The sequence below is a fragment of the Arthrobacter sp. 05L428 genome, assembly GCF_056397665.1.
Map to the genome: position 1 here is coordinate 831,772 of NZ_JBFTNW010000001.1, position 12,207 is coordinate 843,978.

Annotated in this window: 9 protein-coding genes and 1 tRNA gene; 3 read left to right on the forward strand and 7 right to left on the reverse strand. The window is 66.7% G+C overall.

What is annotated here, in order from left to right; translation table 11 throughout:
- Positions 1 to 28 precede the first annotated feature (28 nt).
- Positions 29 to 1,456, forward strand: a complete 1,428-nt coding sequence (locus tag AC1DH3_RS03925) for an MFS transporter (protein WP_476908620.1) — start codon at positions 29 to 31, stop codon at positions 1,454 to 1,456.
- 61 nt (positions 1,457 to 1,517) lie between these two features.
- On the opposite strand, the gene AC1DH3_RS03930 is transcribed toward AC1DH3_RS03925, so the two are convergent.
- The 7 genes from AC1DH3_RS03930 to bcp all read right to left on the reverse strand — a co-directional run bounded on the left by AC1DH3_RS03930 (position 1,518) and on the right by bcp (position 11,039).
- Positions 1,518 to 2,456, reverse strand: coding sequence for an endonuclease domain-containing protein (locus tag AC1DH3_RS03930; RefSeq protein ID WP_476893351.1), 939 nt, complete (start codon positions 2,454 to 2,456; stop codon positions 1,518 to 1,520).
- Between the two features lie 152 nt (positions 2,457 to 2,608).
- The gene (locus AC1DH3_RS03935; protein ID WP_476908621.1) at positions 2,609 to 5,854 is read right to left on the reverse strand and encodes an efflux RND transporter permease subunit; all 3,246 of its coding nucleotides are present in this window, start codon (positions 5,852 to 5,854) and stop codon (positions 2,609 to 2,611) included.
- An 82-nt stretch (positions 5,855 to 5,936) separates the two neighbouring features.
- Positions 5,937 to 7,439, reverse strand: coding sequence for a malate:quinone oxidoreductase (locus tag AC1DH3_RS03940; RefSeq protein ID WP_476908622.1), 1,503 nt, complete (start codon positions 7,437 to 7,439; stop codon positions 5,937 to 5,939).
- Positions 7,440 to 7,518: 79 nt separating this feature from the next.
- Positions 7,519 to 9,171, reverse strand: coding sequence for an ABC transporter substrate-binding protein (locus tag AC1DH3_RS03945; protein WP_476893374.1), 1,653 nt, complete (start codon positions 9,169 to 9,171; stop codon positions 7,519 to 7,521).
- Positions 9,172 to 9,388: 217 nt separating this feature from the next.
- Positions 9,389 to 10,075 (reverse strand): fasciclin domain-containing protein, encoded by a 687-nt coding sequence (locus AC1DH3_RS03950; RefSeq protein WP_441417419.1) that lies wholly within the window; start codon positions 10,073 to 10,075, stop codon positions 9,389 to 9,391.
- A 298-nt stretch (positions 10,076 to 10,373) separates the two neighbouring features.
- A tRNA-Leu gene (locus AC1DH3_RS03955) sits at positions 10,374 to 10,455 on the reverse strand.
- A 110-nt stretch (positions 10,456 to 10,565) separates the two neighbouring features.
- Positions 10,566 to 11,039, reverse strand: coding sequence for a thioredoxin-dependent thiol peroxidase (gene bcp, locus AC1DH3_RS03960; protein ID WP_441417420.1), 474 nt, complete (start codon positions 11,037 to 11,039; stop codon positions 10,566 to 10,568).
- Positions 11,040 to 11,134: 95 nt separating this feature from the next.
- On the opposite strand from bcp, the gene AC1DH3_RS03965 reads away from it, so the two are divergent.
- Together AC1DH3_RS03965 and AC1DH3_RS03970 are read left to right on the forward strand one after the other, a co-directional pair.
- Complete coding sequence (locus tag AC1DH3_RS03965; protein WP_441417862.1) at positions 11,135 to 11,608, forward strand: MarR family winged helix-turn-helix transcriptional regulator; 474 nt, start codon at positions 11,135 to 11,137, stop codon at positions 11,606 to 11,608.
- 389 nt (positions 11,609 to 11,997) lie between these two features.
- Entirely contained in the window at positions 11,998 to 12,132 is a 135-nt protein-coding gene (locus tag AC1DH3_RS03970; protein ID WP_441417421.1) for a hypothetical protein, read from the forward strand.
- The last annotated feature ends 75 nt before the right edge of the window (positions 12,133 to 12,207 follow it).

Here is a 12,207-nt window from a genome sequence, read left to right on the forward strand (position 1 = left end):
GCGCCGCGTTGTCGCTTTTTTGTGCCTGGTGGAACTCACCAGCGGGATCCTGCAGGGCTACTACACCCCCATCCTCACCGACATAGCCCGGCACCTGGGGATCCACGACGCCGACGTCAACTGGTTCGAGGCCGCCCAGCTGACGGTCAGTGCCCTGGCCGTGCCGGTGCTCGCGAAACTGGGAGACCTGTACGGACATCGCAGGATCCTGCTCGTCTCCACCGTGCTCACCGCCGCCGCTTCTTGGGGCGTGGCGCTGGCGCCGGATTTCTGGACGTTCCTCGCGGCGTGGTCGCTGCAGGGCTTCTATGTGGTCTGGCTGCCGCTGGAAATCGCCCTCGTCTTCAGCCGGGTGCACGGGCTGCCCGACGGCGCCGCCCGCACCCGCCGCGCGGCCGGGGCCCTTGTCGGCGCGCTGGAATTCGGCGTCATCGCCGGTGCCCTCGCGGCCGGTGCCCTCGTGGAAGCCTTCGCAGGGCAACTGCAGTTGGTGCTGATGCTTCCTGCCCTGGCAGTGACGGCGTGCTGGTTCGCGATCCGCTTCGGGGTGCCGGAATCCACCGAGCGCAGCGGCGGCCGGGTGGATACCCGCGGCTTCGCGTTGCTCGCCGTCGGGCTCCTGCTGATCACGTCCGGACTGACCTTCATGCGGCTGGGCGGCCCCGGGGCCTGGTGGGCCTGGGCGCTGGTCGCGGCCGGCCTGCTGGTCTTCGTTCCGTTCACCCGCGTCGAGCTGGGCCGCGGGGATCCGCTGGTGGACATCCGGATGCTGCGGTCCAAGTCCATGTGGCCGGTGCAGCTGACCGCGGGGCTGTTCGGGGTATCCGTGCTGGGCGCCCAGGCCCCGCTTTCCACCTTCGCCCGGACCGATCCTGCACTACACGGCTACGGGCTGGGGCTGCGCGCCGGCCAGGTCTCGATCATCATCGGCGTGTACGTGCTGGCGTTGCTGGTGGGGGCTTTGCTGTACCCCGTGGTGACGCGCCGGCTGACCCCGCGCTGGACCCTGGTGGGCGCGGCGACCTTGGTGGGGCTGGGCTACCTGCTCTTCCTGCCCTTCCACGGCAGCCTGGCCGAGGCCCTGGTCAACATGGCGGTGGCCGGCGTCGGCTCCGGGGCGCTCGTGGCGGCGCTGCCCTCGGCGGCGGCCGCTGCGGCGCCGCTGAACCGGACGGCGATGGCCACGGGCCTGACCAACACGACCAAGACCATCGGCGGGGCCTTCGCGTCGGCGGTGTTCGGCATTGCCCTACTCAACCACGTCCTGGCCGACGCTGGTTCTGCCGCCGCCGGGCAGACCGCGGCGCCGCTGGCGGGCTACCTCACGGTGTGGACCATCTGCGGGGTCACCGGACTGGCTGCGGCCGCAGCCCTGATGCTGGTACCCAAGCTGGCATTCTCCGACCCGGACCCCGCCCCCGCACACACCGCCGAATCGGCTTCCGCCCCCAACTAGCTCGCAGTTGTTGTCGTTTTGAGGGCCCAAAACGACAACAACTGCCAGCCAGTTGGGAAGGTCAACGCGGCCTCCAGCCCCGGTCCAGGAGCGCGGCGCGGACCTTCGACACCGCAGAGCGGGCGTCGTTGGCCATGTGGCGTTTGGACAACCGGACCAGCGTCCAGCCGCCCCGGCTGAAGTCTTCCTCGCGGGTGATGTCCCGGATCACCTGCCAGGCCTCGGAGTGCCCGTCGCCTTCGTATTCCACCGCCACCAGAAATTCCGGATACGCCAGATCGGGTTGACGCACGACGCCGTTGAGCAACTCCGTGCGCGGGTTCACCTCGGGTTCGGGCAGACCGGCCCGCGTCAGTGCAAGCCGCAGCCGGGTCTCTGGAGCCGAGTCCGCGCCGACCCGGGCCTGCTCCAAGGCGAGCCGGGCCTTCCGGATTCCGGGAGTGCCCTTGTGCCGGTCCAGCATCTCGGCCAGGTCCGCGATGCTGGCGTGGGGGTCACTGCGGCCCTCCAGGTCAGCCCGCGGCACACGGATCAGATGGTCGGCCACCACGGTGAGTTCGTCCACCCCCATCAACCGGGACACATCGAGCCAGGTACGGACCCGCGTCGTCACGAGGAGTCCGCCGATACTCACGATCTCATCGGGGAAGAACTGACCGACGTGGCCGATCACGCCAGTCCGCCGGGGGATGGCCATGGAGTCAGGCCGCGACAGGTGGATGCCCGGATCATCCGCCCCCGGTAGGAATCCAGGCATCTCCCAGAGCCGGAATGCCGTGGCGTGCGAGGCGGCCGTGAATTCCGTAATCCGGGTGAAGGGCCGTACCAGCGGCTCCAGGTCGGGCGGCGTTTCCGCGGCGCAAGGAATCCGGATGCCACGGCTCGGCGATGCTAGCCCGCGGTGCCGGAGCCGGCGGTAGCTGACCCCGGCGTCGAGCGCCTCCTGGAAGGTGAAGGGCGCACGGGCAACCGGGTCCGGCAGGGGCTGCGGCGTCTTCATGGCCCCATGCTGGCAAATTCCGGCGGCGCCCAGGCGGTTATCCACAGGCCCGGGCCGCACGAACCCAACTAGCTCGCAGTAGTTGTCGTTTTGAGCGGGCAAAACGACAACTATTGCGAGCTAGTTGGGGAGGGGAGGGGCGGGGGCGGAGTTTAGTTGCGGAGCGCCGGTGCCTCGTCCGGTTCGTCGGCCTCGTTCGGCTCGTCCGCCTCGTCCTGCTCATCGAGCCGGTCGACGGCGTCCGCGGCGTCCGACGGCGCGGGCTGGGCCCGGCGCCCGTGGGTGGCCTTGCCGCCGTTGGCCTTCTGCAGCGCCTTCCGTTCGCGCCGGCCCTCCACCAAGCGGTACAGCACGGGCACCAGGACCAGCGTCAGGGCGGTGGAGGAAATGAGGCCGCCGATCACCACGATGGCCAGCGGCTGCGAGATGAAGCCCCCGCCGCCGGTCAGTCCCAGAGCCATCGGGGTCAGCGCGAACACGGTGGCCAGCGCGGTCATCAGGATCGGCCGGAGGCGCTGGCGTGCGCCGTGCGTGATCGCGTCCGCCACGCTCATGCCGGGCTCGCCGTTGCGCGGCTGGCGGTACTGGTTGATCAGGTCGATCAGCACAATCGCGTTGGTCACCACAATTCCCACCAGCATCAGCATGCCGATCAGCGAAGGCAGCCCCAGCGGGACGCCCGTCACCAGCAGCAGCGCGATGGCGCCGGTGGCTGCGAACGGGATGGAGACCAGCAGGATCAGCGGCTGCACGAGGGATTTGAACGCGGCGACCATGATCACGTAAACGATCGCGATGGCGGCCAGCAGTGCCAGCCCCAGTTGGCCGAAGGACTCGGCCTGCTGCGTGGTGGCGCCGCCGATCTCTGCCGTGACGCCCGGCGGCAGCTGGACCGACTTGAGCCGGTCCTGCACCTCGGTGCTTACCGCACCCAGGTTTCCGCCCGACGGCGTGACGGAGACGCGAGCGGTCCGCTGGCCGTTGCTGGCCGTAATCGAGACCGGAACCTCCACCTGTTCCACGGAAGCGATCGAGGACAGCGGGACCGGGCCCCGCGCCGTCGGCAGCGGGAGGTCGCGCACGGCGCCGATGCTGGTGAAACGGGTGCCTTCGCCGATCCGGACCGGGAAGTCGTTTGTGCCGATGCGGACGGTGCCGGCCGGGACCGGACTGATCGTGGCGGCCAGGACGCCGGCGACCTGCTGTTCGTTCAGGCCCGCCGCAACGGCCTTGGCGCGGTCCACCTTGACCTGGACCACGGGCTGGCTCGCGGCCAGGTTGGTGCTGACCTCGGACGAGCCGGGAACCCCGTCCATTGCCTTGACCATGGCGTCGCTGGCGGTCTTGAGGTCGGCGGAACTGGCGGCCTTGAGCGTGATGTCGACAGTCGACGTCGTGCCGAATCCGCCCTGCTGCGAACCCACCGTGATCTTGCCAGCGTCGGAGATCTTGGCGAGCTCCTTGCGGACAGTGTCCTGCAGCTTGCCCTGGTTGGCTTTCTCCTCGGTCACGACGGTGAAGCTGGAATTCGCCGCCCCCGTGGACTGCAAGGCTGAGAAGCCGGACTGGGCGTTGCCGGTGGTGACCTGGACGTCCTTGATTCCGTCGATGCCGCGCAGGGTCTTCTCGACCTTGACGGCCGCGGCGCTGCCCTCCGCCAGGCTGGTGCCGGCCGGAAGGGCCTGCCGCACGGTCATGCTGTTTTCGCCGGAACGGCCCAGCAGGTCGGTTGCGAGCAGCGGCGACATCGCTGCGGTGCCGCCGAGGACCAAAACGGCCGCCACCAGGGTGATGACGGGGTGCCGTTGGGTCTTGGTCAGGATCGGGAGGTAGCCGCGCTGCAGGAAGCTGCGCTGCTCGGCCTCGTGGGCCTTCGCGGCGGTCTCGCGGGCTGAGGCTTCGGAAACGTAGGCGCCGGCCTTGTCCGCCGGGGTCCGCAGGAACCAGTAAGCCAGCACCGGAACGATGGTCAGCGAGACCAGCAGCGAGGAGACCAAAGCAATCGTGACGGTGAGGGCGAAGGGCCGGAACAGCTCACCGGCGAGTCCGGCGACGAACGCGATCGGCAGGAAGACCGCCACCGTGGTAAGCGTGGACGCGGTGATTGCGCCGGCGACCTCGCGGATGGAGGTCAGGATGGCGGTGATTTTCTGCTCGCCATAACTGAGGTGGCGCTTGATGTTCTCGATCACCACGATCGAGTCGTCCACCACGCGGCCGATCGCGATCGTCAGCGCGCCGAGGGTCAGGATGTTCAGCGAGTAGCCGGTCGCGGAGAGCCCGATGAAGGTGATCAGCAGGGACAGCGGGATGGACACGGCCGTGACCAGCGTGGAGCGCACCGAGAGCAGGAACAGCAAGATGACGGCGACGGCGAAGCCCAGACCCAGCAGGCCCTCCGTGGTGAGGTCCTTGATGGACTTCTCGATGAACGGCGCCTGGTCGAACACCGGGGTGAACTTGGCGTTGGACCCCAGTTCGGCCTCAAGCTGCGGGATGGCGTCCTTGACCGCGTGGGAGATGCCCACCGTGTCGCCCTCGGGCTTCTTGGTGACCGAGACGGCCAGCGTTTCCTTGCCGTTGGTGCGGGTGATCGAGGTGCGGGCGTCCTCGGTGATGCTGACGTCCGCCACGCTGCCGATTGTCGCGGCGTCGCGGGCGCCCCCCAGCGGCAGGGCCTTGATCGCGTCAAGGGAATCCACCGGGCTGCCGATCTGCAGCGAGAGCGTCTTGCCCTGCTCCTCGATACTGCCGGCCGGAACCAGGCTGCCGTTGTTCTTCAGCGCCTCGGAGATGGACGCGATGGTGGTGCCGGAGGCGGCCATGGCCGCCGGCCGCGGCAGGATCTTGATGTGCTGGGTGGCCCCGCCGGTTACTTCGGCGCCGCGCACGCCGTCGAGCTTCTGCAGCCGCGGCACACTCAGGCGGGCCAGGTCCGCGTTGAGTTCGCTCAACGGCTTGTCCGAGGAGACCGCAAGATAGACGATCGGGAAGTCGCTGATGCTGCCGGCGATCGCCTGCGGCTGGACGTCCTTCGGCAGCGCCTGCTTCGCGTTGGAGATGGCGCGGTCGATCTGGTTCCGGGCACGGTCCAGGTTGGAGCCGTAGGTGAACGCCAGGGTGATCTGCGAAACGCCGTTGCGCGACGTCGACGACGTCGACTCCAGCCCCTCGACGCCGTTGAGCGCCGTCTCCAGCGGCCCGCTGACCTGCTTGTCTACGACTTCCGGAGAGGCCCCGGGCATCGAGGTGATGACCGTGATCTGCGGGAACTCGATGGACGGGATGAGCTCCTGCTTGAGCGAGGTCATCGTGATTACGCCGAAGACCGACGCGAAGACGGTGATCAGCGCGATCAGCGCCCGGTTTCCTAGCGAAAGCTTGGCCAGCCGGAACATCTCATGGTCTCCTGATGGGTCGACGGAGGTACGTCACAGCGTGACGTCACAGGGATTGAACGTGCCGCAACCCGGAAGAGTTTCAGCGGGTGGCGCTGATCGGCTCCAGCTGGAGTGCCGCGGCCGTCTCGGCCTCGAGCTTGGCGGCGAGGTCCGGGTTCTCGTTGAGCTTGATGCCGTAGCCCGGCATCATCTCCTTGAGCTTGGACTGCCAGCCCTTGAAGTTCTTGGGGAAGGACTTCTGGAGCAGCTCGATCATGATCGGCACGGCCGTGGAGGCACCCGGGGAGGCGCCAAGCAGGGCGCCGATGGTGCCGTCGCGGCCGGCGATGACCTCGGTGCCGAACTGCAGCACGCCGCCCTTCTTCGGATCCTTCTTGATGATCTGCACCCGCTGGCCGGCGGTGATGAGCTCCCAGTCGCCGTCCTTGGCCTCCGGGTAGTACTCCCGCAGGGCCTCGACCTTGGCTCCGTGCCGCTTGGCGACTTCCTTAACCAGGTATGCGGTGAGATCCATGTTGTCCTTGGCCACGGCAAGCATCGGAATGATGTTGGAGGGCCGGATGGACAGCGGCAGGTCCATGTAGGAGCCGTTCTTCAGGAAGTTCGTGGAGAAACCGGCGTACGGGCCGAACAGCAGTGAGCGCTTGCCGTTGACGAACCGGGTGTCCAAGTGCGGGACGGACATGGGCGGGGCGCCGACGGAGGCCTGGCCGTAAACCTTGGCGCTGTGCTGGCCGGCGAGGGTCTCGTCCGTGCAGCGGAAGAACTGGCCCGAGACCGGGAAGCCGCCGAAGCCCTTGCTTTCCGGGATGCCGGAGGCCTGCAACAGGTGCAGCGCACCGCCGCCGGCGCCGACAAAGACGAAGTTCGCGTGGATCGAGCCGTGCTCGCCGGAGCGCGGGTGCTTGAGTGCAAGGTCCCAGCCGCCGTCGGAGGCACGCTTGATGCCGGTGACGTCGTGGCCGTAGTTGGTTTCCACACCGTTGTTGGCGAGGTAGCCGGTCAGTTCGCGGGTCAGGGCGCCGAAGTCGACGTCGGTGCCTTCGGCGGCGCGGGTGGCGGCGATGTGCTGCTTCGGATCGCGGCCCTTGACGATCAACGGTGCCCACTTGGCGATCTGGGCGTGGTCCTCGGAGTACTCCATCGAGCGGAACAGGGGGTTCGGCTTGAGCGCCTCGTAGCGGGTGCGCAGGAACTTGACGTTGGCGTCGCCGACCACGAAGCTCATGTGCGGCACGGTGTTGATGAAGCCCTTGGGGGAACCGATCAGGTTGTTGGTGACCAGGTGGGACCAGAACTGGCGGGAAAGCTGGAACTGCTCGTTGATGTGCAGGGCCTTCGCTGTGTCCACCGAGCCGTCTTTGGCTGCGGGGGAGTAGTTAAGCTCACACAGGGCGGCGTGGCCGGTGCCGGCGTTGTTCCACGGATCGGAGCTTTCAAGCCCCGGCTGGTCCAGGCGCTCGAAGAGCGAAATGGTCCAGTTCGGCTCAAGCTGCTTCAGGAAGGCGCCCAGCGTGGCGCTCATGATGCCGCCGCCAATCAGGACGACGTCGGCATGTTGGGTCTTGGAAATGAAAGTCACAATCAGTCTCCGATAGCAGCGGCTCTGGCTGTCACAGAATATCCCCGCACGGCCCACTAACTGAAATTGGGCCGTCCCGTCAAGGCTTTAGTTCGACGTTCGTGAAAACTTCGTTCAGGACCGGCGACGCTGGGTACTTCAGCACCCGGTCTGACAGAGCCAGTGCCGAGATTGGGAACGCAATCGGCACGGCGGGCACGGTCGCGGCAATCTGCGCATTGATGGTCTGGTACTGCTCTGTCCGGTCCTTGCCGTCCGGCAGGCCCCGGGCGCGGGAGATTTTCGAGAACACCTGGGGGTCCTGGTAGCCGAACTCACCGGTATTTTCACCAAAAAGCGGGCCCACGAAGTTATCGGGATCCGCGTAGGACCCGTTCCAGCCGAGCAGATGCAGTGCGTGGTCGCCGGGGGAGGTCACCTTCTGGAGGTAGCCGTCGGACCATTCGACCGGAACGGGTTTGATGTTGAGCCCGACGGCGGTGAGCTGGCGGCTGATCTCCGCGTAGACCTTTTCCGGGGTCGGCAGGTAGGGCCGGGTGACGTTGAGCGGGTAGTAGAACTTCAGTTCCTCACCCTTGTAGCCGGACTCGGCGAGGAGCTCCTTGGCCTTGTTCTGGTCGTAGCCCAGGGAGGGTGCGTTGTTGTTGAAGCCGCTCAGCTTCGGCGGGACGAATTGCGAGGCCGCGGCGGTGTTGTCAATGAAGAACTTCCGGATCAAGGTGTCCTTGTCCAGGGCCATCTCGATCGCCTGGCGGACCTTGAGCTTCCGCAGCACCGGGACTTCCTGGTTCATGCCCAGGTACATGACGGAGAAGGGATCGCGCTGGATGATCTGTTTGCCGCGCTTGACCAGCTGGTCGAAGTTGCCCACGGTCACGGAATCGTAGGCATCGATTTTCCCGTCAAGCAGGGCCTGAAGCCGGGCCTGCGGGTGGTCGTAGGTGACGAAGTTGATGGTCCCGATCTGGCCCTTGTCGCCCCAGTAGCGCCTGTTGCTGTTCAGGGTGACGGTGTTGTTGTCCCAGGAGTCGAAGACGTAGGGGCCGGTGCCTACAGGGTGCAGGGCGTAGGCGGACACCGGCTGGCCTTCGCGCTTTTGGTTCAGCACGTCGGCCGACTGTGCGGCCAGGGCGTGCGGCGAGGAGATCGCGAAGGCGGGCAGGGTGAGCGCCTGGAGGAACCCGGTGAAGGGCTGGGTGAGATCGATCCGGACGCTGTTTGCCGCCAGCGCGGTGCAGCCCTTGTAGATGGACAGCGACGCCTGGTCCGCGTGCGCCATAAACACACCCTTGAAGGTGCTGCCGGGTGCCTGCTTGCGGAGGGCGGCGGGGAAGTTGAACCAGCGCTTGAAATTTGTGCACACGGCCGCCGCATTAAAGGCCGTGCCGTCCTGGAACTTCACGTTCTCGCGGAGCTTGAAGGTGTAGGCGCGGCCGTCGTCGCTGGTCGTCCATTCGGTAGCCAGCAGGGGTGTTGGCTTGCCGCTGGTCTGGTCGACGCCGATCAGGCCCTCGAGGATCTGGCGGGTGATGCGGTAGGAGTCGACGTCGGACACCAGGGCCGGATCCAGGCCGAGCGGGCGCGAGGCGGTGCCAAAGGTGAAAGTGGCGGTGGGCCCGGCGTCGGACGCGCTGGCGGAGGTGGGCGAGGGTGCGGGGCCGGGCGCTCCGGTGCACGAGGCCAGCGGCAGCAGGAGCAGGACCGCGCCGAAGCCGGCCGCGATGCGGCGCAACGCCCTGCGGGGGCCGGTACTGATGGGCGCGGTACTGCTGGGCACTGAAGGAATCACCTCTGGGAACTTGTTGGCCGCCGGCTGCGGAACAGCCCCAGTCTAGTTGACCCGCCCGGAGGGAACAGGCGAAGGCCCGCACCGTCCGGTGCGGGCCTTCGTTTCTCCAGGTGGATCCAGGGAGTCAGGCTGGATCCGGGTCAGGAGGTCTTGGTGATGCCTACTTGGGCATCAGGACCGAGTCGACCATGTAGACCGTGGCGTTGGCGGTCTTGACGCCACCGCAGACCACGTTGGCGCCGTCGACCTTGAGAGCGTCCTTGCTGCCGGTGACGGTCACGGAACCGCCCTGGACGGTCTTGTGGGTGCCCACGATTTCAGACGGGCTGATCTTGCCGGGAACTACGTGGTAGGTGAGGATCTTGCTCAGCAGGGCATCGTCCGTCTTGAGCTTGTTGATGGTGGCGGCGTCGATCTTTTTGAACGCGTCATCCGTCGGAGCGAAGACAGTGAATTCGCTGCCGTTCAGGGTGTCCACCAGGTTGACCTTGGGGTTGAGCTTGCCCGAGACGGCGGCCGTCAGGGTGGTCAGAATCGGGTTGTTGGAGGCGGCTACGGCCACCGGGTCCAGCGCCATGCCGGCGACGGAACCCTTACCGTCGGGAACCTGCGAGGCGTAGGCGGCGCAACCGGAGCCGACGAGGTCCGCTGCCGGGTCCATCGCTGCGGCGGAGGAGCTCATGGACGGTGACGGGGCCATGCTGGAAGACATGGCGGACTCCGACGGCGTGGAAGCGGGAGCCGAGGAGCTGGATCCCGTGCTGGAACCGCCGCAGGCAGTGAGGCTGAGCATGGCTGCAGCAGCGATACCTGCAACGGCGAAAGTCGTGCGCTTGATGGTCTGCATTTCGATTCTCCTTTGTTGTGCCGATTTCATTGCCTGCAGCGACGTTTTTGCCGCTGTGGCCTTTCTCCGACTGTCGGGCACCGACCCTTGGTTGGTGTCTCAATGGGTATTCGCGGGCTTGGCGGAAAGAGATGGGTGGGAATCGAAATTCTTTTTCGGAACCGGTTCAGGGCGGCGGGGCGGGCGGGCGGCTTCGCCGGGATTCCGGGCTTTTTGGCGGGTGCGGGAGGGGCGGTCCCCGGTTTAGTTCCAGAGTTAAACAGCAAAACCCCGGTCCGAAGACCGGGGTTTTGCATTGTGCGCAAGGGGGGACTTGAACCCCCACGCCCGAAGGCACAGGAACCTAAATCCTGCGTGTCTGCCAATTTCACCACTCGCGCGCGGCGCCTTCGTTCGCGGGCCCGAAAGACCCTCGACGGCGGATGCCAGGCACCAGTCTACAGTTTTGCCCCGCAGCCCGGCGCCGGGGCCGAACTGCGGGGCAGGGCAGCTAGGCGTCCAGCTTCAGGTCGCGGAGCAGCTTGGCGACGTGGCCGGTAGCGCGCACGTTGTACTGCGCCAGGGTGACTTTGCCGTCCGGACCGACCACCACGGTGGAACGGATCAGGCCCTCATAGGTGCGGCCGTAGTTTTTCTTCTCACCCCATGCCGCGTACGCCTCGGCCACCGCGTGGTCCGGATCGGAGAGCAGCGGGAAGCTGAGTCCTTCGGCCGCCGCGAAGCCCGCGAGCTTCGCGACCGGATCGGGGGAGATGCCGACGACGTCATAGCCCGCACCCTGCAGGGCCGCCAGTGAGTCTCGGAAGTCGCAGGCCTGCTTGGTGCAGCCCGGCGTGGCAGCCGCCGGATAGAAGTAGACCACCGTGTTCCGGCCGCGGAAGTCCTGCAGGCCGACCTCGCGTCCGGCCGAGTCCAACAGCTGGAAGTCCGGCGCGTCGTCTCCGGGAACGAGTCGTTCAGGCATGTTTATCTCCTTGACAATTTTAGGGAATTCCAGCCTAGTGAGCCCGGGCGCGGCCCACGAATCGCACAATCGCTATACTCTTTGGTATGCCTGATATGGATCGCTGGCCCACGGGCCGCCTATTGTCCACGGCAGCACGCCTTGTAGAACACTCCTGGAACGAGAAGCTGGGGGCCATTGGCCTGACCCATGCCGGGGTCATTGCGATGGAAGTGCTCTCCGCTCAAGGACCCATGACCCAAGCGCAATTGGCGCAATTGGTCCGCGTCCAAGCCCAGACCATGGGCAAAACCCTGAGCCGGCTTGAAGCCCACGGTCACATCTCCAGGGAGCGCAGCGCCTCGGACCGCCGCAGCCACGTCGTCACCCTGACGGACCGCGGCCGCGAAGCCGTCGTTGCGGCCGCGGACATGGAGCGCTCGGTGCTCGCCGCCGCTTCGATCGATCCCGACTCCCTGCGGCACGAGCTGCAGTCCGTGGTCCGGGAACTGGCCAACCGCATGTCCACGACGGAAGCGAAGGCGATCGTCACAGCGGTGGAGCCTACTGTGTCCGCCGAAGCCAACTAGGCCGCGGTCGCCCACTGGCGCCGACAAGTTAGGGCACTGCCGGCGCTTGCTCCGGACCCCGATAGCCCGGCGCGGGAAACAAGTAGCTACTACTGGGTTCAAGCCAGCCCTGCTGGGCGAGCATGAGGTCATGACAAGGTACGTCCTCGAAGCCAGGTCCCTGGAACATCACTGCCAGTGCTGCGGCGAATACGCCACAACTGTTTTCTGTGAGGGCTGCGACCCTCACGAAGAGGCGCCGGCGAAATCCTAGCCGCTGTTCGCCGGCAGCCGGTCCCGTCGCAACGTGAGTCCCGCGTTTGACGCGGGGCTGCATAGGGCTGTTCCCTGATCCAGCCCACCCCGTGTCCTGACCCCTCCCCGGGTGGAGGCTCGCATAAGGTTTTCCTATGGAAACGGTGCCACCGCCTGAGCTGGAAGGGCAGACCTCGATCAACGAGCTGCTCGACGAGCCGCTGGGCACTGAACCGATCCAGCTCGCGTTGCCCATCCATTTCCAGCTGGCGGCAGCCGGTCGGCGCTAGGCCCGGGCCAGCGCCGTAAGGGCGCGAGCTGTCCGGAAATCCCGAGGCGCCGATCCGTGGAACGTAGGATGTCTA